21 protein-coding genes and 2 pseudogenes are annotated in these 21461 nt (G+C 69.9%); 11 read left to right on the top strand and 12 right to left on the bottom strand.

From position 1 onward, the window contains the following. The first annotated feature begins 17 nt into the window (after positions 1-17). On the top strand, positions 18-959 hold the full coding sequence (locus LOK55_RS09340; RefSeq protein WP_229935164.1) for an NADP-dependent oxidoreductase: 942 nt from the start codon (positions 18-20) through the stop codon (positions 957-959). Positions 960-1021: 62 nt separating this feature from the next. Here LOK55_RS09340 and LOK55_RS09335 read toward each other — a convergent pair whose 3' ends face one another. Next, a complete protein-coding gene (locus LOK55_RS09335; protein ID WP_229935163.1) occupies positions 1022-2365 on the bottom strand; it encodes a M20/M25/M40 family metallo-hydrolase in 1344 nt (447 codons plus the stop codon). Between the two features lie 39 nt (positions 2366-2404). On the opposite strand from LOK55_RS09335, the gene LOK55_RS09330 reads away from it, so the two are divergent. From LOK55_RS09330 to LOK55_RS09320, 3 genes and pseudogenes are all read left to right on the top strand, one after another. Next, the gene (locus LOK55_RS09330; RefSeq protein WP_229935162.1) at positions 2405-3388 is read left to right on the top strand and encodes a Gfo/Idh/MocA family protein; all 984 of its coding nucleotides are present in this window, start codon (positions 2405-2407) and stop codon (positions 3386-3388) included. A 1-nt stretch (position 3389) separates the two neighbouring features. Then, positions 3390-4283, top strand: coding sequence for an NYN domain-containing protein (locus LOK55_RS09325; RefSeq protein ID WP_229935161.1), 894 nt, complete (start codon positions 3390-3392; stop codon positions 4281-4283). A gap of 115 nt (positions 4284-4398) precedes the next feature. Then, positions 4399-5649: pseudogene (locus LOK55_RS09320) on the top strand (MFS transporter); the annotation flags it as partial. Positions 5650-5772: 123 nt separating this feature from the next. Here LOK55_RS09320 and LOK55_RS09315 read toward each other — a convergent pair. After that, positions 5773-6153, bottom strand: coding sequence for a hypothetical protein (locus LOK55_RS09315; RefSeq protein WP_229935159.1), 381 nt, complete (start codon positions 6151-6153; stop codon positions 5773-5775). 153 nt (positions 6154-6306) lie between these two features. Between LOK55_RS09315 and LOK55_RS09310 the strand changes: the two genes are divergently transcribed. Both LOK55_RS09310 and LOK55_RS09305 read left to right on the top strand, forming a co-directional pair. Continuing rightward, a complete protein-coding gene (locus LOK55_RS09310) occupies positions 6307-7629 on the top strand; it encodes a DUF4921 family protein (protein ID WP_229935158.1) in 1323 nt (440 codons plus the stop codon). Next, positions 7626-8747: a class I SAM-dependent methyltransferase gene (locus LOK55_RS09305; protein ID WP_229935157.1), complete on the top strand. Its 1122-nt coding sequence runs from the start codon at positions 7626-7628 to the stop codon at positions 8745-8747. Before LOK55_RS09310 ends, LOK55_RS09305 begins: the two co-directional genes overlap by 4 nt. Here LOK55_RS09305 and LOK55_RS09300 read toward each other — a convergent pair. Together LOK55_RS09300 and LOK55_RS09295 are read right to left on the bottom strand one after the other, a co-directional pair. Continuing rightward, the gene (locus LOK55_RS09300; RefSeq protein WP_229935156.1) at positions 8696-9139 is read right to left on the bottom strand and encodes a hypothetical protein; all 444 of its coding nucleotides are present in this window, start codon (positions 9137-9139) and stop codon (positions 8696-8698) included. The two genes, LOK55_RS09305 and LOK55_RS09300, sit on opposite strands and share 52 nt — an antisense overlap. 4 nt (positions 9140-9143) lie before the next feature. Further along, positions 9144-9554: a MarR family winged helix-turn-helix transcriptional regulator gene (locus LOK55_RS09295; RefSeq protein WP_141380288.1), complete on the bottom strand. Its 411-nt coding sequence runs from the start codon at positions 9552-9554 to the stop codon at positions 9144-9146. Positions 9555-9609: 55 nt separating this feature from the next. On the opposite strand from LOK55_RS09295, the pseudogene LOK55_RS09290 reads away from it, so the two are divergent. Beyond that, a pseudogene (locus tag LOK55_RS09290) lies at positions 9610-9867 on the top strand (VOC family protein); the annotation flags it as partial. A 50-nt stretch (positions 9868-9917) separates the two neighbouring features. Here the strand turns inward: LOK55_RS09290 and LOK55_RS09285 are convergent. The 6 genes from LOK55_RS09285 to nrdH form a co-directional block, all read right to left on the bottom strand. Next, positions 9918-10391 carry a DUF3817 domain-containing protein gene (locus tag LOK55_RS09285; RefSeq protein ID WP_229935155.1) on the bottom strand — a complete coding sequence of 158 codons (474 nt, stop codon included), beginning with the start codon at positions 10389-10391 and terminating at the stop codon, positions 9918-9920. Between the two features lie 43 nt (positions 10392-10434). Beyond that, positions 10435-11394 carry a capsular polysaccharide synthesis protein gene (locus tag LOK55_RS09280; RefSeq protein ID WP_229935154.1) on the bottom strand — a complete coding sequence of 320 codons (960 nt, stop codon included), beginning with the start codon at positions 11392-11394 and terminating at the stop codon, positions 10435-10437. A gap of 315 nt (positions 11395-11709) precedes the next feature. Further along, positions 11710-12690, bottom strand: a complete 981-nt coding sequence (gene nrdF, locus LOK55_RS09275) for a class 1b ribonucleoside-diphosphate reductase subunit beta (protein ID WP_229935153.1) — start codon at positions 12688-12690, stop codon at positions 11710-11712. Positions 12691-12721: 31 nt separating this feature from the next. Beyond that, on the bottom strand, positions 12722-14878 hold the full coding sequence (gene nrdE, locus LOK55_RS09270) for a class 1b ribonucleoside-diphosphate reductase subunit alpha (RefSeq protein ID WP_229935152.1): 2157 nt from the start codon (positions 14876-14878) through the stop codon (positions 12722-12724). After that, entirely contained in the window at positions 14860-15294 is a 435-nt protein-coding gene (nrdI, locus tag LOK55_RS09265; protein ID WP_141380294.1) for a class Ib ribonucleoside-diphosphate reductase assembly flavoprotein NrdI, read from the bottom strand. Before nrdI ends, nrdE begins: the two co-directional genes overlap by 19 nt. Positions 15295-15300: 6 nt before the next feature. Then, entirely contained in the window at positions 15301-15534 is a 234-nt protein-coding gene (nrdH, locus tag LOK55_RS09260) for a glutaredoxin-like protein NrdH (RefSeq protein ID WP_005052310.1), read from the bottom strand. A gap of 385 nt (positions 15535-15919) precedes the next feature. Between nrdH and LOK55_RS09255 the strand changes: the two genes are divergently transcribed. Next, positions 15920-17143 (top strand): MFS transporter, encoded by a 1224-nt coding sequence (locus tag LOK55_RS09255; RefSeq protein WP_229935151.1) that lies wholly within the window; start codon positions 15920-15922, stop codon positions 17141-17143. A gap of 21 nt (positions 17144-17164) precedes the next feature. Beyond that, the gene (locus LOK55_RS09250; protein ID WP_229935150.1) at positions 17165-17920 is read left to right on the top strand and encodes an alpha/beta fold hydrolase; all 756 of its coding nucleotides are present in this window, start codon (positions 17165-17167) and stop codon (positions 17918-17920) included. 27 nt (positions 17921-17947) lie between these two features. Here the strand turns inward: LOK55_RS09250 and LOK55_RS09245 are convergent, their stop codons facing one another. Then, positions 17948-18352: a pilus assembly protein CpaE gene (locus LOK55_RS09245; RefSeq protein ID WP_141380297.1), complete on the bottom strand. Its 405-nt coding sequence runs from the start codon at positions 18350-18352 to the stop codon at positions 17948-17950. A gap of 99 nt (positions 18353-18451) precedes the next feature. Here LOK55_RS09245 and LOK55_RS09240 point away from each other — a divergent pair, with 99 nt between their 5' ends. Next, positions 18452-19612, top strand: a complete 1161-nt coding sequence (locus LOK55_RS09240; protein ID WP_229935149.1) for an acyl-CoA dehydrogenase family protein — start codon at positions 18452-18454, stop codon at positions 19610-19612. 214 nt (positions 19613-19826) lie between these two features. Here LOK55_RS09240 and LOK55_RS09235 read toward each other — a convergent pair whose 3' ends face one another. Next, entirely contained in the window at positions 19827-20099 is a 273-nt protein-coding gene (locus LOK55_RS09235; protein ID WP_229935148.1) for a metal-sensitive transcriptional regulator, read from the bottom strand. Between the two features lie 46 nt (positions 20100-20145). Here LOK55_RS09235 and LOK55_RS09230 point away from each other — a divergent pair, with 46 nt between their 5' ends. Further along, the gene (locus tag LOK55_RS09230) at positions 20146-21417 is read left to right on the top strand and encodes a DUF445 domain-containing protein (RefSeq protein ID WP_229935147.1); all 1272 of its coding nucleotides are present in this window, start codon (positions 20146-20148) and stop codon (positions 21415-21417) included. Positions 21418-21461: the final 44 nt, after the last annotated feature.

The following is a 21461-nucleotide window of genomic DNA, read 5'->3' as shown; positions in this document are numbered from 1 at the left end:
CGTAGGGTGGGTCCATCATGGGCACTGCAATCGCATACACCGAGCTCGGAGGGCCGGAGGTCCTCACCGTCATCGACATCGACGTCCCCGCGCCCGGGCCGGGCGAGGTCGCCGTCCGCGTCGAAGCGGTCGGCGTGAACCCGCTCGACCTGAAGCTGCGGGCGGGCCTGCGCCCCTCCCCGCCGATCACCGAGCCGCGCCGGGTCGGGTCGGATGCCGCGGGCGTGGTCACCACCGTCGGCGACGGCGTCGAAGGCTACCGGCCGGGCGATGCGGTCATCGTCACGGGCGCGCAGGGCGCCTACGCCACCGATCTCGTCGTGCGCGCCGCGCACGTCGTCCGCCGCCCCGAAGGGGTGAGCGCCGCCCAGGGCGCAGCCCTCGGCATCCCCGTCGGCACGGCCTACCAGACGGTGCGCTCGCTCGCGATCGGCCCGGACGACACGGTGCTCGTGCACGCGGCATCCGGTTCGGTCGGTCAGGCCGTGGTGCAGTTCGCGCGGCTGTACGGCGCCACCGTGCTCGGCACGACGAGCGACCGGCGCGCCGACCGCGTCGCCGCGCTCGGCGCGACGACGCTGCCGTACGGCCCCGACGTCGTCTCGCGCGTGCGCGAGCTCGCCCCGCAGGGCGTCACCGTCGCCATCGACCTCGTCGGCACCGATGAGGCGCTCGCACAGTCGATCGAACTCGTCAGCGACAAGACCCGCATCGCGACGCTCGTCCGCGGCGCCGACGCGGCGGGCCTCGGCATCCGTGCCTTCAGCGGCGGAAGCCCCGAACCGCTCACCGACCAGCAGAAGGCATGGCGCGGCGAGGCGATCCCCGTCGCGGCGGCGCTGATCGCGCACGGTGACTTCAGCGTCGAGCTCGGACCGCAGCTGCCCCTCGCCGACGCGGCCGAGGCGCACCGCCTGGTGGATGCCGGCGCCGACGGCAAGGTCGTGCTGCTGCCCTGACGGGGCCTGCTGCCTGACCGCCCGCGGCCGTCAGCTCGCGGCGCCGGTCAGGTCGCGGGGGGTCAGCTCGCGGCGATGAGCGCGCGGTAGAACCCGATGCCGCGCAGCCACACGTCGACGCGGATGCGCTCGTTGTGCGAGTGCAGCCCGTCACGCTCCGCCCGGGTCAGGTGGAACGGCGTGAACCGGTAGACGTTCTCCGCGATGACGGTGAACCAGCGGCTGTCGCTCGCGCCGAGCTGGATGTAGGGCGTCGTCACGATCTCCTCGCCCAGCGCGTCGCGCACCGCCCCGGCGATCCGCCGCCACGGCTCGCCCCGCCACGGTGACACCGGCGACGGGTCGGAGCCGTGGCGCACCTCGATCTCGAGCTCCGGATCGGCGATCACGCGGCGCACCCGCTCTGCCGCGCCCGCGACGGTGTCTCCCGTGAGCAGGCGGATGTTCACCGAGGCGCGCGCCGTCGTCGCGAGCACGTTCTCGCCGGGCGCGCCCGACAGCTCGGTCGCGACGGCGGTGGTCCGCACCATCGCGTTGGTCTCGGCGCCCAGCCGCGGCAGCACGGCGGCCAGGAGCGGGCCGGTCACGGCGAGGTGGCCGAAGATCCAGCGGAACGGCTGCGGCGTGTGCGGCGCGACGGTCGCGAACATCGCGCGCACCGGCGGCGCGATGCGCGTGGGGAACGGATGCCGATGCAGGCGGTCGATCGCCCGCGCGAGCCGCGCCGTCGCGGGCATCGCCGGCGGGGTCGAGGCGTGTCCGCCGGTCTCGCGGGCCGTGAGGTGCACCGTCATCACGCCGCGTTCGGCGACGCCGACCATCGCCGTCGGCACGCTCACCCCCGGCACGGCGCCGTCGACGACCGCCCCGCCCTCGTCGAGCACGAGCCCGGGACGCACGCCCCGCTCGCGCAGGAGCGCCACGATCGCCCGCGCTCCGCCGCCCGCCGTCTCCTCGTTGTGCCCGAACGACAGGTAGACGTCGCGCTCGGGTGCGAACCCGTCGGCGACGAGCTGCTCGACCGCTTCGAGGATGGCGACGAGCGATCCCTTGTCATCGATCGCGCCGCGCGCGTGGATGGCGGCATCCGGGCCCGTACCGACGATCTCGGCGGCGAACGGCGGGTGCTCCCATTCGTCGTCGACGACCGGCACGACGTCGAGGTGCGCCATGAGCACGAGCGGATCCTCGCCGCCGCGCGCACCCGGCCACCGGTAGAGCAGCGAATGCCCGTCGACGACCTCGCGGGAGAGGGTCTCATGGGCGCGCGGGTACAGTCGCACGAGCGCGGCGAGGAAATCGTCGAACGGCTGCCACTGGATCTCGCTCTCGTCGGTGCGGGACACGGTCGGGATCTGCAGGAGTTCGCGGAAGCGCGCGATCGCGGGCTCGTTCGTCGGGGTCACGCTCCGAGACTAAGGCGGCGACGCGGCTAGGCTCGACGCATGACCGACATCCGCTGGGGCATCCTCGCAACGGGCGGCATCGCGCACGCCTTCACCGCCGACCTCCGCACCGCGGGCCTCGACGTCGTCGCCGTCGGATCGCGCAGCGCCGGGTCGGCGCGGGCCTTCGCCGAGCAGTACGGCATCGCCCACGCACACGGCTCGTACGAGGCGCTCGTGGCCGACCCCGAGGTCGACATCGTCTACGTGGCATCCCCGCACAGCCACCACCTCGCCCACGCGACCCTCGCCCTCGAAGCCGGCAAGCACGTGCTCATCGAGAAGGCGGTGACCCTCGACGCCGACGAGGCGATCGCGCTGCGCGACCTCGCCGCCTCCCGCGGACTGCTCGTCATGGAGGCGATGTGGACGCGGTACCTGCCGCACATGGTGCGCATCCGCGAGATCGTCGCGGCCGGCACCCTGGGCGAGGTGCGCACCGTCATCGCCGACCACACGCAGCGGATCTCCGACGATCCCGCGCACCGGCTGAACGCGCTCGAGCTCGGCGGCGGCGCCCTGCTCGACCTCGGCATCTACCCGGTCTCGTTCGCCGTCGACATCCTCGGCCCCATCGAATCGGCGCGCGCCGTCGGCCGCCTCGCCGAGACGGGCGCCGACTCCGACGTCGCGATCGCCGCAGTGCACGCCGGCGGCGGCCTGTCGTCGATCGCGATGAGCTCGCGTGCGGCCGGGCCCAACACGGCGCACGTGATCGGCACCGACGCCCGCATCGACATCGACCGCGTCTGGTACACGCCCACCTCGTTCCGGGTGACCGCGACCGACGGCACGGTGATCGAGGACTACACGAGCGCGTTCGCCGGCGGCGGCATGCAGTTCGAGGCGCTCTACGCGGAGCATCTCCTCCGCGAAGGCCGCACCGACAGCGACCTGCTGCCCTTCGACGAGTCGATCACAATCATGGCCACCCTCGACGACATCCGCGCCCAGCTCGGAGTCGTCTACCCGAAAGAGCGCTGATATGCCCGACCTCCACAACCCCCGCGTCGCGGTCTACCTCGACTTCGACAACATCGTGATGAGCTGGTACGACCGCGTGCACGGGCGCAACTCGTACGCCGGCGACCGGCAGAAGATCATCGCCGACCCCGACGCGCCCGAGATCGCGCAGAAGCTCAAGGACGCGGCGATCGACGTGGGCGCGATCATCGACTACGCGGCATCCTTCGGCACGCTCGTGCTCACGCGGGCGTACGCCGACTGGTCGTCACCGGTCAACGCGTTCTACCGCTCGCAGCTGGTCGCCCGGGCGGTCGACCTGGTGCAGCTGTTCCCGGCCGCGGCCTACGCCAAGAACGGGGCCGACATCCGCCTCGCCGTCGACACCGTCGAGGACATGTTCCGCCTGCCTGACCTCACCCACGTCGTGATCGTCGCGGGCGACAGCGACTACGTGCCGCTCGCGCAGCGCTGCAAGCGGCTCGGCCGCGTCGTGGTGGGCGTCGGCGTCGCCGGATCGACCGCGAAGTCGCTCGCCGCGGCGTGCGACCAGTTCGACTCGTACGACTCGCTGCCGGGGGTCACGCCGCCGGTCGCCGCGCAGAAGAAGGCGGATGCCTCGGCCGCCGCTCCGACGACGAGCGGCTCGCGCCGGCGCAAGAAGGCGGAGGACCCGACCGCCGAGCTGCTGCGCCGGGCGCTCACCCTCGAGCGCGAGCGGACCGATGACGAGTGGGTGCACCTGTCGGCGGTGAAGAACCTGCTGAAGCGCATGGACCCGTCCTTCAGCGAGAAGACGCTGGGGCACCGGTCGTTCTCCGATTTCGTGAAGGCCTACCCCGCTGTCGCCGACATCGACGAGACGACGAACATCGTGCGTGTGCGTCTGCACACTGCGGAGGCCGCCGACTCCTGATCGGCGTGCGCACACGCACATCTCGTGTGCAGAACTAATCCTTGTACCTGAATCACATTTCAGGCAGCGTCCCTGATCGGTACGCACTCGTGCCGCACGCGCTCTACAAGGAGGTTTCGGCACGCTCATGTTCCCGCCGTCCGACGACCCGTACGCGGGCATCATCGCGGCGTTCGTGACCTATGCGGTGGGCTTCATCGCACGGCCGCTGGGTGGGATCGTGTTCGGCCACTTCGGCGACAAGTATGGCCGTAAGAAGCTCCTGCAGGTCGCGATCATCCTCGTGGGCGTCGCGACGTTCCTGATGGGCTGCCTGCCGACGTTCCAGCAGGTCGGCTACCTCGCGCCGGTGCTGCTCGTGGTCCTGCGCTTCGCGCAGGGCTTCGCCGTGGGCGGCGAGTGGGGCGGCGGCGTGCTGCTGGTCGCCGAGCACTCCCCCGACAAGAGCCGCGGGTTCTGGTCGTCGTTCCCGCAGGCCGCCGTGCCGATCGGAAACCTCATCGCCACCGTCGTGCTGCTGGTGCTCAGCCGCACGCTGTCGAACGACGACTTCCTCGCGTGGGGCTGGCGCGTGGCGTTCTGGCTCTCGGTCGTGATCGTCGCGATCGGCTACTACATCCGCACCAAGATCACCGACGCCCCGATCTTCCTCGAGGTGCAGAAGGAGGTCGAGGCCAAGGACGAGATCAGCTACGGCGTCTTCGAGGTGCTCAAGCGCTACCCGCGCGGCATCCTCACCGCGATGGGTCTGCGCTTCGCGGAGAACATCATGTACTACCTGGTGGTCACCTTCTCGATCGTGTACCTGCAGAAGTTCCTCGAGATGGACACCGCCGAGGTGCTCGCGATGATCGCGATCGCCCACATCGTGCACATGATCGTGATCCCGCTCGTCGGCCGCCTGAGCGACCGCATCGGCCGCAAGCCGGTGTACGGCTTCGGCGCGGTCACCGCGGCGGCGTGGGGCTTCATCGCCTTCCCGATGTTCAACACGAAGGAGCCCGTGATCATCATCCTGGCGATCTGCCTGGGTCTGGTCATCCACTCGTTCATGTACGCGCCGCAGCCGGCGATCATGTCGGAGATGTTCCCGACGCGCATGCGCTACTCGGGCGTCTCGTTCGGCTACCAGGTGACCTCGATCGTCGCCGGCTCGCTCGCGCCGATCATCGCGACGGCGATCCTCTCGCAGACCGGATCGTGGGTCGGCGTCGCCGTCTACCTCGCGGCCGCCGCGGCGATCACCCTCGTCGCCGTCGTGTCGATGCGCGAGACGAAGGGCATCTCGCTGCGCGAGATCGACCGCGTCGACCGTGAGCGCGTCGCCGCCGAGACCGCCTCGATCAAGGTGCCGACGAAGCGCTGACCCCCGACACACAACGAAGCGGGGGTGGATGCCACGGGGCATCCACCCCCGCTTCCGCGTGCACCCCGTACGCGCCGCGGCGCGGTCGTCGATTCGTGGGCGTCGCGCGTCGCGAGGGTGCGGTCAGTCGCGCGTCGACCAGAGCGCCCAGCACACCAGCAGCGGCTGGAACAAGAGCCGCGCGATGCGCGCGCCGTCGCTGTCGAGTCCGAAGGCGGCGCGCTTCTGCGTCGCCTGCGCGATGTTGCCGGGGAAGACCGCGACGAAGAACGCGGCGAGGATCGTCCCGATCCGGCGGCGCTCCTTCGGCAGCACGACGAGCGCCGCCCCGAGCATGATCTCGACGGCGCCCGACGCCACCACGACCGCGTCCTTATCGATCGGGAGCGCATCGGTGACGAGGTCGGGCACCTGCGCCTGGAACTCCCGTCGCGCCCAGAACAGATGACTGAGCCCCGCGAACACCATCCCGCCGGCGAGCAGCCAGCGCGCGAACGTCTTCATGAGAGCAAGTATGCGCCCGACGCGTGCAGAGGCCCAGGCCCGCGCATCGATGGGGAACTCATCTTCTCCTCTTGTGCCGCCGAATCCCCCTTGTCTAGAACATTATTGCTACTTCATCCTGCGGTCAGACCGGTTCGGCGATAGGCTGGTCAGGTGAGCGGCGCGGCAGCATCCCCCATCCGGCGACTCCCCGATGGCACGGTCAAACAGATCGGACCCCTCACCGGCACGCGCGTGTGGACCGTGCCCGGCCGCGCGAACCGGCCGATCTCCGCCCCGCGCGGCGAGCCGCGCCCCGTTGCCGCGGGCGAGGCCGACGGCCTGTGCGCCTTCTGCGCGACGCGTTACCTCGAGACCACGCCGGAGAAGACCCGCCTCGTCGGCCCCGACTTCGCGGAGCACCGTCACACCCCCGCCGCCGAGCTGTTCGACACCGTCGCCGAGTTCCGTCGCTTCGGAAATCTCTTCGAGATCGTGTCGGCCGAGTACTGGCGCGAGAACCACGGGTTCCGCCAGCCGTCCGCGGTCGTGCAGTGGGCGCAGGACTACCTGTCGAGCCCGGCAGGCCGCGCGCATATCGAGTCGCTCGCCGCGATCCGTGCGGCGGCGGCGGGCGTCGAAGTCTCCGTCGAAGAGGCCGCGCTCGACCTCCTCGGCGGCTCGCACGACGTCATCGTCGCCCGCCGTCACCTCGTCGACGGCGCGGCGACCGACGACGACCTCGCCTCGGCGGGAACCCTGACCCCCGACGAGCACGCCGCGTACACCGCTTTTACCGTGCGCTCGCTCGCGGAGATCCAGGCTGCGCAGCCGAACGCCGCCTACGTCGCCGTGTTCCAGAACTGGCTGCGGCCCGCCGGCGCATCGTTCGAGCACCTGCACAAGCAGCTCGTCGCGATCGACGAGCACGGTCCGCAGGTCGATCACGAGCTGCGCCTCCTCTCCCACGACCGTGACCTCTACCAGCGCGAGATCGCCGACCTCGCCGTCGCCGAGCGCCTCCTCGTCGCCGCGACCGACGGCGCGGTCGCCTTCGCGGGCGTCGGACACCGCTACCCCGCGTTCGAGGTCTACTCGACGTCGGAGGCGAACCTGCCGCAGGAGCACTCGGATGCCGGGGTGCGCGCCGTCTCCGACCTGCTGCACGCTCTGCACGCCGCGACGGGTCCGCTCGTGCCGACGAACGAGGAGTGGCACTACCGTCCGCCGGGGGCGCCGTGGCCCATGCCGTGGCGCGTCGTGGTGAAGTGGCGCATCTCGAACCCCGCCGGTTTCGAGGGCGGCACGAAGATCCACGTCAACACGATCGACCCGTGGGAGCTGCGCCGCCGCGCGGTCGCCTCGCTCCACGAGCTGCGGGCGGAGGGCAGGATCGCCGCCGGCATCCGCATCGGCGACGAGTGCGTGCCGGCCGATGCGCGGCTGCGCTATGCCGAGTCGGCCTGGACCGACGAGGACCTGGTCGCTCGCCGGTGAGCTTTCCGTTCGACTCGCTCCGCCGCGCCCCCGACGTCGAGGGGCCGGGGCTCGTGGCATCCGATGCCGCCGATCGGCTGATCCTCGACGAATCACGAGAGGCGCGCGAGCCCGCGGGCGACGGGGCGATCACGGTCATCGGCGACGCGTACGGTGCCCTCGCGCTCGGCGCGGCGTGGGAAGGCGCTCGGGGCCTCCGCGTGCATCAGGACGCACTCGCCGGCGAGCGGGCGATCGTCGCGAACGCGGCGCGTCTCGGTCTCGACGACCGGCTCACGGTGCACCCCGATCTCGATCCCGACGCGGTGCGCGGGGCGCGCGTCGTGCTGCTGCGCCTGCCGCGATCCCTCGAGGCGCTGCGCGACGTGGCGGGGCTGATCGCCGCACACGCGGCGCCCGACGTCGTCGTGTATGCCGGTGGGCGCATCAAGCACATGAGCGTCGCGATGAACGCCGTGCTCGGCGAGTTCTTCGCCCGCGTCGACGTGACGCATGCGCGACAGAAGTCGCGCGTGCTGATCGCCCGAGATCCGCACGACGGAGCCGATCCGATGCCCGCCTCGGCCCACGTGGACGGGCTCGAGCTGCGCGCGTACGGGGGCACGTTCGGCGGCGTGCGGCTCGATGCCGGCACGCGGCTGCTGCTCGCGCACCTCCCCACCGACGTGCCAGGCGGCGGCGAAAGCGACCCCTGGCTCGATCTCGCGTGCGGCAACGGCGTCATCGGCGCGTGGCTCGCGACGCAGAACCTCGACGCCCGGGTGCGCTCGTCCGACCAGTCGGCGGTCGCGGTCGCCTCCGCCCGCGCGACGATGGCGGCGAACGGGGTCGAGGGGCGCGCGGAGGTGGTGCGGGACGACGCGCTCCGTGAGCGAGCGGATGCCTCGGCATCCGTCATCACGCTCAACCCGCCGTTCCACTCCGGCGCGGCGGTCACCGACCGCATCGCGCCGCTCCTGTTCGCCGATGCCGCGCGCGTGCTGCGCCCGGGCGGCGAGCTGTGGTGCGTGTGGAACTCGCCGCTCGCCTACCGCGGCGCGCTCGAGCGCCTCGTCGGACCGACCCGTCAGGTGGCCCGCGACCCGCGCTTCACCGTCACGGTGTCGACGCGGCGCTGACCCCCGCCGCGCGTCGCCCACAGCGCCCACGCGACGAGGACGGGCTGCAGGAACAGCCGCGCGAGCCGCCGTCCGTCGGTGTCGAGGCCGGGCGCCGACCGGCCCGTCTGCCACTGGTGGACGTTACCGGGGAAGACGGCCACGAAGAACGCCGCCACCGCCGCTCCGACGCGCGAACGTTCCTTCGGCAGAGCAACGAGCGCCGCGCCGAGGGCGATCTCGACGACCCCCGAGACGACGACGATCGTGTCCTTATCGGTGCGCAGCAGCCGCGTCGCCCAGTCGGGGACGACGATCCGGAAACCTCGGCGGAGCGTGGTGAGGTGGCCGACGCCCGCGGCGACCAGCAGCGCGGCGAGCGCCCAGCGGGAGACGGTGCGGAGAGTCGACACCGGGTCAGACGATCCCGGCGCGGATGCCGTCGAGCGAGGCGGCGACGTTCGGCAGGCGCTGGGCGAGCGCGCCGTCGAGCTCGAACAGCCGGTTGCGGGCAGTCTGCAGCACCTCGGCACCCTTCGGTGTGACGTGCAGGTCGCTCGCCGCGCCGGCGTGCGCGGTGGCATCCTCGACCAGCCCCTCGTCGACGAGCGTGCGCACCGCGGTGTGCGCCGACTGCACGGTGATGTGCGAGCGACGGGCGAGCTCGGAGAACGAGATGCCCGGCTCGGCGTAGATGTGTCCGAGCAGCCCGAACTTGCGTGTCGTGATGCCGAGGTCCTTCAGGATCGCCGCGAGCTGGCCCTCCCACATCGCCGAGACCGCGAGCAGCGCGATGACGGGGCTGAAGCGCGGAGCGTCCTGACTCATAGGCACATGCTATCGAGGGCGCGCCGGTGTCGGAGGCCCGTCCCTATCGCAGGACGTGCGTTTCGTGCAGCTGACGCCGCCTGGCTCGGCATGCTCGATCGCCATCGGCGAGGGTCTCGGCTCCGACGTGCCGCCGGGCACGCTCGACGTGATCCAGGTGGTCGTCGCCGACGCGGATGCGGCGCTCGCGCAGCTGCGCGCGGTCGGGGTCGACGCGGAGGGCGTCGAGGAGCTCGACTGGGGCCGGTTCGTGTCGTTCCGCGACCCCGACGGCAACCGCTGGGCGCTGCAGCAGCTCGTCCCGTACGGCTGACCGCGATGCGCGGGCCGCGGAGACGAAGGCGGGATCAGAGCTGCGGTGGATCAGGCCTGCGCCGGGGACCCGCCGGGAGGCCCGACGATCAGCAGCACCGTGTAGAGCACCACGACGGCGACGGCGATGCCGCCGAACAGCAGGGCGGGTCGGGCGAGCAGCCAGGCGAGCGGACGGTCGTACCAGCGCGCGTCGGTCGAGGTGTGATCGGCGGCGAGCCGCCATGACCCGGCCAGTAGTCCTCGCCGCTGCAGCACGATCTCGGCGGGAACGGTGGCGTACGGCACGATGGCACTCACCAGGGCGAGGATCGTCGGCCCGGCGCTCCAGCGATTGTTGAGGGCGACGAGCACCACAGTCGCGCCGTAGGAGAGGAAGACGAAGCCGTGGATGCCACCGCCGATCGTCACCGCCGGCGCCCAGCCGGTCACGGCGCGGATGATGAGCCCGGCGATCAGCAGGGTCCAGGAGACGGCCTCGGCGATCGCGAGCGTGCGGAAGAGGGACTGCGGGGTTCGGAACACACCTTCAGTCTATCTGAAGCATCGGTCTCTCGCGTTCGCTGGCTCAGGCCGGCTCCGCGGCATCCGTCGCGTAGTCGCGCGTGAGGTGCTCGAGCACGGATCCCGCGGGCACCTCGTCGTACTTGTAGCTGAGCTTCTGCAGCGGCGCGCTCTGCGCGATCGTGGTGAGCGTGTCGGGCCGCCACGGCTGCATCATCTCGAGCTGCAGCCGGTGCGCTCCGGCTGCCGAGAGCGTCGGGGCGGCATCCCACTGTCCGCGCACCTCGGGCACGAGCCGCTGCAGCACCTCGAAGATGCGGTGGTAGAGGAAGTAGTCGGGGAGGTCGTCGTTCTCTTCCCACCACGCGTCGAGGGTCATGCGCTGCAGGGACAGCAGCGGCGTATGCGGGTAAGACGCGATGAACCAGTTGGCGATCGAGCGCCGCGTCCACCGCGGGAAGATCGTCCCGGCGCGCAGGTACTCCCGCTCGAGGTCGTCGTCGAGGTTGCGGCCGATCCAGGCCGTCGCGTCGACCCAGATGCCGCCGCGCTCCTCGAGGATCTTCGTGCGGATGTAGTCGGAGAAGTGCGCGGGCCGGTCGATTTCGAGAAGCTCGGCGATGCGCTCCGGGATCTCGACGACGTCCCGCACCGACGTGCGGTCGAGCACGCGGAGCGCCGGGTAGACCGTGCGCATCTGCGCGATGCACGCCTGCACGAGCGGCGGCGCGGTCTCGAGCGGCTTGTCCCAGTAGGTGAAGACGCGGTCCGACGCGCTCCGGTGAAGATAGGTGCGCGTGGCGATCTTCGCGCGTGTGCTCGCGAAGGCGCGCGGCCAGGCGGGCAGTCCCGCCTCGACGCGGAACGATGCGAGGCGCGGTCGCAGCAGATCGTGCAGGCGTCCGTATGTCTTCAGCGCCCCCACCGGATCGATGGTGTCGGCGAACGATCTCGACCGCTTGAGCTGCGCCTGCACGCCGGCCAGGACGCGCTCGGGCGTCACCTCGTTCGTTCGCTCCGGCATCCACTCACCCTTTCCGACGGGCAGACTATCCGACCGGCACACGGGACGGCCGGGCGGACACCCGCCGGCGGCGCCTTTCGGCGAGCCCCGTTTGGATCGTGGCGAGGTCGTCGGCAAGGCGCGCGGCCGCTGTCGGCGACGACTCCATCGGCGCTGCCGTGCAGTGGATGCTCGGCCACGCGTCCGTCGCGGCGATCGCGTAGCAGATATGGTCAGAATGTAGTCACGACGACAAGGAGGCCCCCGGCGAGCGCTCGTGTGAGCTGCTCGTCGGGGGCCTCTTTCGGTGGAGATTTCCGCGTGATTCCGCAGGTTCTAGAAATCCCAGTCGTCGTCTTCGGTGGCGACGGCCTTGCCGATGACGTACGACGAGCCCGACCCCGAGAAGAAGTCGTGGTTCTCGTCGGCGTTGGGCGAGAGCGCCGACAGGATCGCCGGGTTCACGTTCGTCACCTGCGCGGGGAACATCGGCTCGTAGCCGAGGTTCATCAGCGCCTTGTTCGCGTTGTAGTGCAGGAACTTCTTGACGTCCTCGGTGAGGCCGATGCCGTCGTAGAGGTCCTGCGTGTACTGCACCTCGTTGTCGTAGAGCTCGTGGAGCAGCGAGAACGTGTAGTCCTTCAGCTCGTCGCGCTCGGCCTGCGAGAGCTTCTCGAGCCCCTTCTGGAACTTGTAGCCGATGTAGTAGCCGTGCACGGCCTCGTCGCGGATGATGAGGCGGATGATGTCGGCCGTGTTCGTCAGCTTCGCCTTCGACGACCAGTACAGCGGCAGATAGAACCCCGAGTAGAAGAGGAACGACTCGAGCAGCGTCGAGGCGACCTTGCGCTTCAGGGGCTCGTCGCCGCGGTAGTAGTCCATGACGATCCGCGCCTTCTTCTGAAGGTTCTCGTTCTCCACCGACCAGCGGAACGCGTCGTCGATCTCGGGCGTCGAGCACAGCGTCGAGAAGATCGACGAGTAGCTCTTCGCGTGCACCGACTCCATGAACGCGATGTTCGTGTACACCGCCTCCTCGTGCGGCGTGATCGCGTCGGGGATCAACGACACGGCGCCGACGGTGCCCTGGATCGTGTCGAGGAGCGTGAGCCCCGTGAACACGCGCATGGTCGCCGTCTGCTCCTCGGGGGTGAGCGTCGCCCACGACTGCACGTCGTTGGACAGCGGCACTTTCTCGGGCAGCCAGAAGTTGTTCACGAGGCGGTTCCACACCTCGAGGTCCTTCTCGTCCTGGATGCGGTTCCAGTTGATGGCCTGCACGTGGTCGATGAGCTTGAGCGGCTCGGGAGGGGTCATGGGTTGTTCCTCGTCGTTCTGGTCCGGCAGATCACAGCATGCACGAGACGCACTCGGTCATGTCGGTGCCCTCGAGCGCCATCTGCCGCAGGCGGATGTAGTAGATCGTCTTGATGCCCTTGCGCCACGCGTAGATCTGCGCCTTGTTGATGTCGCGCGTGGTGGCGGTGTCCTTGAAGAACAGCGTCAGCGACAGGCCCTGGTCGACGTGCTGCGTCGCCGCGGCGTACGTGTCGATGACCTTCTCGTAACCGATCTCGTACGCGTCCTGGTAGTACTCCAGGTTGTCGTTCGTCATGAACGGCGCCGGGTAGTAGACGCGACCGATCTTGCCTTCCTTGCGGATCTCGATCTTCGACGCGATCGGGTGGATCGACGACGTCGAGTTGTTGATGTACGAGATCGAGCCGGTCGGCGGCACCGCCTGCAGGTTCTGGTTGTAGATGCCGTGCTGCTGGACGGATGCCTTGAGCTCGCGCCAGTCATCCTGCGTGGGGATGTGGATGCCGGTGAACAGCTCGGTCACCTTCGCGGTCTCGGGCTCCCACACGGCATCCGTGTACTTGTCGAAGAACTCTCCCGACGCGTACGTCGAGTCCGCGAAGCCGTCGAACGCGGTGCCGCGCTCGATCGCGATCTGGTTCGACGCGCGCAGCGCGTGGAAGAGCACCGTGTAGAAGTAGATGTTCGTGAAGTCGAGGCCCTCGTCCGACCCGTAGTACACGTGCTCGCGCGCGAGGTAGCCGTGGAGGTTCATCTGGCCCAGGCCGATCGCATGCGAACGGTCGTTGCCGTCTTCGATCGAGCGGACGGAGCGGATGTGGCTCTGGTCGCTGACCGCGGTGAGCGCGCGGATCGAGGTCTCGACGGTGCCGGCGAGGTCTTTGCCGTCCATCGCCAGCGCGATGTTCATCGACCCGAGGTTGCAGGAGATGTCCTTGCCGATCTCGGCGTACGAGAGGTCTTCGTTGTACGTCGTCGGCGTGTTCACCTGCAGGATCTCGCTGCAGAGGTTCGACATGTTGATGCGGCCCTTGATCGGGTTGGCCTTGTTCACCGTGTCCTCGAACATGATGTACGGGTAGCCCGACTCGAACTGGATCTCGGCGAGGGTCTGGAAGAACTCGCGCGCCCCGATCTTGGTCTTCTTGATGCGCGAGTCGTCGACCATCTCGCGGTACTTCTCGGTGACCGAGATGTCGCCGAACGGCACACCGTAGACCTTCTCGACGTCGTACGGCGAGAAGAGGTACATGTCCTCGCCGTTCTTGGCGAGCTCGAAGGTGATGTCGGGGATGACGACACCGAGCGAGAGCGTCTTGATGCGGATCTTCTCGTCGGCGTTCTCCCGCTTCGTGTCGAGGAAGCGCAGGATGTCGGGGTGGTGCGCCGACAGGTACACCGCGCCGGCACCCTGCCGGGCGCCCAGCTGGTTGGCGTAGCTGAAGCTGTCTTCGAGCAGCTTCATGACGGGGATGATGCCCGACGACTGGTTCTCGATTTGCTTGATCGGCGCGCCGGCCTCGCGGATGTTCGACAGCAGCAGAGCGACGCCGCCGCCGCGCTTGGAGAGCTGCAGCGCGGAGTTGATGCCACGGGCGATCGACTCCATGTTGTCTTCGATCCGCAGCAGGAAGCAGCTGACGAGCTCGCCGCGCTGCGCCTTGCCCGTGTTGAGGAAGGTCGGGGTGGCGGGCTGGAAGCGGCCGGAGATGATCTCGTCGACGAGCTGCTCGGCGAGGCGCTGGTCGCCGTCGGCGAGACCCAGCGCGGTCATGACGACGCGGTCTTCGAAGCGCTCGAGGTAGCGCTTGCCGTCGAACGTCTTCAGCGTGTAGCTCGTGTAGTACTTGAACGCGCCGAGGAACGTCTCGAAACGGAACTTCGCCGCGTACGCGCGGTCGTTGAGGCGCTGGATGAACTCGAACGGGTACTTCTCCAGCACCGCGCCCTCGTAGTACTCCTTCTCGACGAGGTAGTCCAGGCGCTCCTTGAGCGAGTGGAAGAAGACGGTGTTCTGGTTGACGTGCTGCAGGAAGTACTCCCGCGCGGCACGCTGATCAGCGTCGAACTGGATCTTGCCGTCCGCACCGTACAGGTTGAGCATCGCGTTCAGGGCGTGGTAGTCGAGCCCCTCGAATCGCGCATCGGTCTTGAAGGTCGCCTCGGTCACTGCTGTGTCCACCATCGTTCCAATCCGTCGCTCACACGGGCGACGTCCTCAGGCGTGCCGAAAAGTTCTAGCCGATACAAGTGCGGCACGGTGCACTTGCGGCTGATGATGTCGCCGGCGACGCAGTAGTGCTCGCCGAAATTGGTGTTGCCCGCGGAGATCACCCCGCGGATGAGCGACCGGTTCTTCTCGTCGTTGAGAAAACGGATCACCTGTTTCGGAACGGCGCCCTTCTCGACGCCTCTGCCCTGACCGCCCCCGTAGGTCGGGGTGACGAGCACGAACGGCTCGTCCACCTCGATCTCGGGGTCGGTCGGCAGTAGGGGGATGCGCCGCGCGGGCAGCCCCAGTTTCTCGATGAAGCGTGCCGTGTTTCCCGACACGCTGGAGAAGTAGACGAGCAGCGGCGCGCTCGTGGCGACCGCGCTCATCTCAGATCACGCCAGTCGCGAAGCGAGTTCGTCGATCTTGTCGGGACGGAAGCCCGACCAGTGGTCCTCGTCGGTGACGACGACCGGCGCCTGCAGGTAGCCGAGCGACTTCACGTGCTCGAGCGCTGCGGGGTCTTCCGAGAGGTCGAGGACCTCATAGTCGATGCCCTTCGAGTCCAGTGCCCGGTACGTCGCGTTGCACTGCACGCACGACGGCTTCGTGTAAACCGTGATCGCCATATCGATCCTTATCTCCCCTCACATCTCGCCCAGTACTCCGGCGGTCCTTCGCCGGGAGTCCAATACTACATATGGGTACGGACACTCGGAAGCACCACAAGGGGTAGTAGTTACATCCGTGTAGTTTTTCACCGCTCTCCCCAGGTACAACACATCTTGTCCACCGTTTCATCCACAGATCGGCCGCCGCTTCGACGCCCGGAAAAGGCCTGAATCACGCGCCTTTCGCTCGCGTCACCGGCATCCGTCCACAGATCCGACGCTAAGGAGGGCCTCCGACATCGGATCGGTTGTGGAAACACCGCCTCGGCGTGTCGCGGGCGTGTCGCACTTGCCCGGTGGATGCCCGTGCCGGGCGCACCTCCGCGATTGATACCGTTGTGGGGTGGCGGGATATCGGGAACTCCTGCGCACCCGAGGGGTCGCGCGCATCATCGCCGCACAGCTAACGGCGCGCTTTCCCAACGGGATGACGAGCCTCGCGATCCTCCTCCACGTCGAGCAGCAGACCGGCTCCTACGGCGCGGCGGGCCTCGTGCTCGCCGCAGCCTCGATCGGCCAGGCCACCGCCGGCCCCGTCACGAGCCGCTGGATGGGCATCTGGGGCATGCGCCGCGTGCTCACGATCACCACGGCCGTGTGCGCCGCAGCGATCGTCGTGCTCGCCCTCGCCCCCCTGAACATCGTCGGATACATGATCTTCGGGCTCATCGCGGGCCTGTCCACCCCGCCGGTGCAGTCGGCGGTCCGCACGATCTACCCGAAGATCGTCAACTCCCGTCAGCTCACGCCGCTGTTCTCCCTCGACGCGAGCCTGCAGGAGATCATCTGGATCCTCGCGCCCGTCGTCATCACGCTCGTCGCGACGCAGGTGGGCACGGTACCGGCGCTCCTGCTCATCGTCGTGTTCCTCGTCGGCGGCGGCACGTGGTTCATCCTCTCCCCCGAACTCGGCCGCGTGCGCATCCCGCGCAGCCGCCGCGGGTTCGGCCGCGTGCTCGGCAAGCCCGTCGTGCTGCTCGCGACCGTCATCGGCTTCCTCCTCATCGGCGGCGCCTCGGCCGTCGAGGCGGCCGTCGTCGCGACGTTCGGCCACAGCGGCCTCGAGGCGGGCCTCGTGCTCGCGGTCTTCTCCGTCGGCAGCCTCATCGGCGGGCTCGCGTTCGGCCACATCCCGATGGGTCCGTGGGCGATGGCACGCCGCCTCACCGTCGTCGCGGTCGGGCTCGTCGCCGCCTCGTTCTTCGTCAGCGACATCACGCCCGCCACTCCGTGGTGGGTGAGCGCCTGCCTGCTCGTCGCGGGCGCCGGTGTCGCGCCCGCCCTCGCCGTGATGTTCGCGATGACCTCGGCATCCGTGAAGTTCAGCGAGACCGCCGAGGCGTACGGATGGATCGGCACGGGTCAGCTGATCGGCGCCGCCCTCGGCTCGGCCGTCGCCGGCTTCCTCATCGACGGCGTCGGTCCCGCCGGCGCCTACGCCGCGGCGGCCGCGTTCGCGATCCTCGGCGCGCTCGTCGCGACGGCGTTCGTGCGCGGCTTCCCCGACCTGCGCGGCCGCGACGCGAGCCCGATCCCCGACACCGAGCCGGTGCCGGTCATCACCTGAGCGTGTCGATATCCTGACCGCATGCCGGCACCTCTCACCCTCCCCCGTCTGTCGTGGGGCGACCCGCACGCCACCACACACGCGCTGCTCGTCCACGGCCTCGGCTCGAACGGCGCGCTGATGTGGCTCTACGGCGTCGCGCTGGCGGATGCCGGGTGGCACGCCACCGCCGTCGACCTGCGCGGCCACGGCACGGCCCCGCGGGCGGTCGACTACTCGATCGCCGCGTACGCCGCCGACCTCGTGCACACGGCGGCTCCCGACGGCGAGCCGTGGGATCTCGTCGTGGGCCACTCGCTCGGCGGCGCGGCGGCCACCAGCGCGAGCGCGGCGACGCCCGCGTGGACGCGGCGCCTCGTGCTCGTCGACCCGGCCATCCACCTCGCCGACCACGACCGCCAGGTCGTCCGCACGAGTCAGGAGCGCGCGTTCGCCGATCCGTCGGAGGCGGCGGTGCGGGCGGAGCACCCCACGTGGCATCCGAACGACATCGAGCTGAAGGCGCTCTCCGCCGCGCAGGCGAGCCGCTGGGCGGTCGAGCAGACGAGCGCCCAGAACACCCCGTGGGACGTCCGCGCCGCCGCGGCGCGGCTGACCGTGCCGACGCACATCATCGCGAGCGACCCGAAGGTGTACTCCATCTTCAAGGGCGCCCTCGCGGAGGAGGTGTCGCGGAACCCCGTCGTCACGATGTCGGTCGTCACCGGCGCCGGCCACTCGCCGCATCGCGACAAGCCCGACGACACGATGCGTCACCTCGCCGCCGCGCTCGGCTGAGCGCGCTGCGTGGCGCCGACGCGAGGTTCAGGCGATGCGGCGGAGCACGTGGAGGAGCGCGAGCGCGTAGGCATCCTCGGGCTGCGGATGCTCGAACGCCGCCGCCTCCCCCGCGAACACGATCTCGACGCGGTACGTGTCGGCGAGGCGCACGAGTGAGCGGAACGCCCCGCGCAGCAGCTCGCGCAGCTGGTCCTCGCGCGGCAGCCACAGCGCGTCGTCGAGCGCGACCGAGTCGAGCGCCCACTCCGTCGTGCCGTTGAACGCGAGGATCGTGCCGGTCGGGTAGCGGCGCGGCTCGATCGTCATCTCGCTCACCGTGAACACGTCGGCGTCGAACTCGGGCTCGTCGAGCTGGAACCGGTCGCCCGAGGCCGGATGCCACGCGAGCCCGGCGTCGCGCAGCGCCGCGGCGAGGTCGGTCGAGATCATGCGTCCATCCTGCCCGCCCGCGGGCGGTGCCAGGGCCGCGCCGACCGCGGTGGCCGCGCCGGCCGCGCCGGGCCGGCGCGGCGGGGCCAGGATAGAGGGGTGACCGATTTCGACCCCGCCGCGTATCTGTCCGACGAGCTGTTGGAGCGCATCCGCTCCCGCGCCGCTGCCGTCGACGCCGAGAACCGCTTCCCCGACGAGGACCTCGCCGAGTTGACGGATGCCGGGTATCTCGCGATCCTCGTGCCGAAGGCGCTCGGCGGCGCGGGCCTCGGGCTCGCCGAGGCATCCATTCTGCAGCAGCGACTCGCCACGGCGGCGCCGGCGACGGCGCTCGCGATCAACATGCACCTCGTCTGGACGGGGGTCGCGAAGGTGTTCAGCGACCGCGGCATTTCGGGGCTGGAGTTCGTGCAGGAGGGCGCGGCGGCCGGCGAGGTGTTCGCGTTCGGCATCAGCGAGGCGGGCAACGACCTCGTGCTCTTCGGCAGCGACGCCGTCGCCGAGCCCCAGCCCGACGGCTCCTACGCGTTCACCGGTACGAAGATCTTCACTTCGCTCGGCCCGGTGTGGACCCAGCTCGGCCTCCACGGACTCGACATCACCTCGCCGGACGGCCCGCAGATGGTCTACGCCTTCGTCCCGCGGACCGATGCCGTCACGACGCGCGACGACTGGGACACCGTCGGCATGCGCGGCACGCAGTCGCGCACGACCGAGCTGCACGGGGCCGTGGCTCCCGCCGACCGCGTGGTCCGCCGCGTCGCCCCGGGGCCGAACCCCGACCCGATCGTGTTCGGCATCTTCAGCGTGTTCGAGGTGCTCCTGGCATCCGTGTACACCGGCATCGCGCGACGGGCGCTCGACCTCGCGGTGCTCACCGCGAAGAAGCGCACCTCGAAGAAGACCGGCCTCGCCTACGCGGATGACCCCGACATCCGCTGGCGCATCGCGGAGATGGCCCTCGCGTACGACGGGCTCCTCCCCCAGATCTCCTCGCTCGCGACCGACGTCGACCAGCGGGCCGACCACGGCGCGCTGTGGTTCGCGAAGCTGTCGGGGCTCAAGCACCGTGCGGTCGTCGCCGCGAAGCAGATCGTCGACGAGGCGATGCTCGTCGCGGGCGGATCGAGCTACTTCACCCGCAACGAGCTCAGCCGTCTCTACCGCGACGTGCTGGCCGGCATGTTCCACCCCTCCGACCCCGAGTCGGCGCACGCCACCGTCGCGGCCGCCTGGCTCGGGCCCGTCTCCAGCTGACCCGGCGCGAACCCCGAACCCCGCACCCCGAACCCCAAACCCCGAACCCCAACTGCAAGGGTTTCGACCCGACACGCCGCCGTCACGGGCATCCATCCGGCGTGTCGCGCACGAACCCTTGCAGTTGCGCCGACGCGGATGCCCGTGTGCACGACGCCGGCCGGGGTCCGGCGACCAGGCGCCCGAGCGACGGGCGCCGGAGCGCCGCCGCAGGTCAGCGGCTCTCGAGGTCGTAGGCCTTCAGGAGTTCGGCGACGGCCTGCTCGCGCTCGGCGCCGCCCTCGGCGAACATGTGCGCCACGTGGGTGCGCAGGTGGTTCTCGATGAGCAGCTTGTCGAGCGACGCGAGCGCCTTCTGCACGGCACGCGACTGGGCGATGATGTCCATGCAGTAGTCCTCGTTCTCGATCATCTTGGCGAGGCCTCGCACCTGACCTTCGAGGATGCTCGTGCGGTGCAGGGCACGCTTCTTGAAGTCGTCGATCACGCCGCAAGGATACGCCGCGGCCTGACCACCGTGCGAAACTGACGGCATGGCCCGCACACCGACCGAACTCCTCAGCCCTGCCGATCAGGAGCGGCGCCGATCGCTGCGGTTCATGAAGGGCGTCGCCCTCGGCGCGCTGGTGTTCATGGCGGTCGTCTTCGTCATCGCGTTCACGCTGCAGGACCGCTACCCGTGGCTCGGCTACGTGCGCGCCGCGGCGGAGGGCGGCATGGTCGGTGCCCTGGCCGACTGGTTCGCCGTCACGGCGCTTTTCCGCCACCCCCTCGGCATCCCGATCCCGCACACCGCGATCATCCCGAAGCGCAAGGACGAGATCGGCCGGAGCCTGGGCGAGTTCATCGAGACGAACTTCCTCGAGGGCGACGTCGTGCGCGCGAAGCTCGAATCGACGAACATCGCCGCGACCGCCGGCGCGTGGCTGCGCCGGCCCGAGAACGCCGAGCTGGTCTCTCGCGAGGCCTCGGCGATGGCCACCGGCATCCTCAATGCGCTCAGCGACGACGAGGTGCAGGACCTCATCGGCGATCTCGCCCGCGAGCACCTGCTCCAGCCGGAGTGGGCGCCGACGATGGGCGGGTGGCTCGAACGGGTGGTGGATGCCGGGGCGCACCACGGCGCCGTCGACCTCGCCGTCGACAGCATCTCGACCTGGCTGCAGGCCAACCGCGACTCGTTCACCGGGCTCGTCTCGCGCCGCCTGCCGTCGTGGGTGCCGTCGGTGGCGATGCGGCTCGTCGACGACACCGTCTATCACGAGGCGGTGAAGTTCGCGGCGGCCGTGCAGGCCGATCCCGAGCATCCCGCCCGCCACGCCATCGACCGCTACCTGACGCGCCTGGCCGAGAACCTGCAGCACGATCCGGCGACGATCGCCCGGCTCGAAGACGCCAAGAGCGCGGTGTTCGACAGCCCGCGCGTGCGCGAGCTCGCCGCCGAGGCGTGGAACACCGCGAAGGCGGGGCTCCTGCGGAGCCTGGCCGACCCGGAGAGCGCGTTGCGGCGCCGCATGAGCGCGGCCCTCGTCGAGGTCGGCGACCGGCTCGCCTCCGACACGGCGCTGCAGGAGCGGGTCGACACCCGGGTCGCCGACGCCGCCGTCTTCCTCGTCGACCGCTACCGCCACGACATCGCCTCGATCATCACCGACACCGTCGAGAAGTGGGACCCGGCCGAGACCACCGAGAAGATCGAGCTGATGGTCGGCCGCGACCTGCAGTACATCCGCCTGAACGGCACGATCGTGGGTGCGCTCGCGGGCCTCGCGATCTATGCGATCGCGCAGGCCGTGCTCACGTGAGCGCCGTCCTCGCCCCGCCGGAGCACCGGGAGTACCGTGGGGGC

Source organism: Microbacterium sp. F2E (assembly GCF_020905435.1).
Classification (GTDB): domain Bacteria; phylum Actinomycetota; class Actinomycetes; order Actinomycetales; family Microbacteriaceae; genus Microbacterium; species Microbacterium lacticum.
The sequence above is the reverse complement of the archived record's forward strand: the minus strand, read 5'-3'. Positions and strand labels throughout refer to the sequence as shown.

Bases quoted from the DNA above. Each gene is read 5' to 3' on its own strand.
- LOK55_RS09325 (WP_229935161.1), top strand. From the start codon at position 3,390: ATGCCCGACCTCCACAACCCCCGCGTCGCGGTCTACCTCGACTTCGAC.
- LOK55_RS09250 (WP_229935150.1), top strand. From the start codon at position 17,165: ATGCCGGCACCTCTCACCCTCCCCCGTCTGTCGTGGGGCGACCCGCAC.
- LOK55_RS09315 (WP_229935159.1), bottom strand. From the start codon at position 6,153: ATGAAGACGTTCGCGCGCTGGCTGCTCGCCGGCGGGATGGTGTTCGCG.
- nrdI (WP_141380294.1), bottom strand. From the start codon at position 15,294: ATGAGCGCGGTCGCCACGAGCGCGCCGCTGCTCGTCTACTTCTCCAGC.
- LOK55_RS09280 (WP_229935154.1), bottom strand. From the start codon at position 11,394: ATGCCGGAGCGAACGAACGAGGTGACGCCCGAGCGCGTCCTGGCCGGC.
- LOK55_RS09295 (WP_141380288.1), bottom strand. From the start codon at position 9,554: ATGAGTCAGGACGCTCCGCGCTTCAGCCCCGTCATCGCGCTGCTCGCG.
- LOK55_RS09330 (WP_229935162.1), top strand. From the start codon at position 2,405: ATGACCGACATCCGCTGGGGCATCCTCGCAACGGGCGGCATCGCGCAC.
- nrdE (WP_229935152.1), bottom strand. From the start codon at position 14,878: ATGGTGGACACAGCAGTGACCGAGGCGACCTTCAAGACCGATGCGCGA.
- nrdH (WP_005052310.1), bottom strand. From the start codon at position 15,534: ATGGCGATCACGGTTTACACGAAGCCGTCGTGCGTGCAGTGCAACGCG.
- LOK55_RS09230 (WP_229935147.1), top strand. From the start codon at position 20,146: ATGGCCCGCACACCGACCGAACTCCTCAGCCCTGCCGATCAGGAGCGG.
- LOK55_RS09340 (WP_229935164.1), top strand. From the start codon at position 18: ATGGGCACTGCAATCGCATACACCGAGCTCGGAGGGCCGGAGGTCCTC.
- LOK55_RS09245 (WP_141380297.1), bottom strand. From the start codon at position 18,352: ATGATCTCGACCGACCTCGCCGCGGCGCTGCGCGACGCCGGGCTCGCG.
- nrdF (WP_229935153.1), bottom strand. From the start codon at position 12,690: ATGACCCCTCCCGAGCCGCTCAAGCTCATCGACCACGTGCAGGCCATC.